Genomic DNA, 234 nt, shown 5'->3' with positions numbered 1-234 from the left:
ACCGCAACCAACATTGGCGCCAATATCCTGCGAGGCTTGCTGTGATCGATGGCGCGCTTTCCAAGGTCACGGGTTATCTCAAGGACACCGCCGAGCGATTCCGCCGTGACGCCGCGTACGCGGTACCCTCCTTCCGGCTTACTGTTGACGGCAACGACATTGCCCAGTTGATCAGCCCGCGGCTGATGAGCCTTGAGCTGACCGACAACCGAGGCATCGAAGCCGACCAACTCA

1 pseudogene is annotated in these 234 nt (G+C 60.3%); it reads left to right on the top strand.

Annotated features, from left to right (window positions below):
• Positions 1–234 (top strand): annotated as a pseudogene (locus AC3XQU_RS24965) (hypothetical protein); the annotation flags it as partial.

The organism is Telluria sp. AZSoR62, from assembly GCF_058111565.1.
This window is presented reverse-complemented; position numbering and strand designations above follow the sequence as displayed.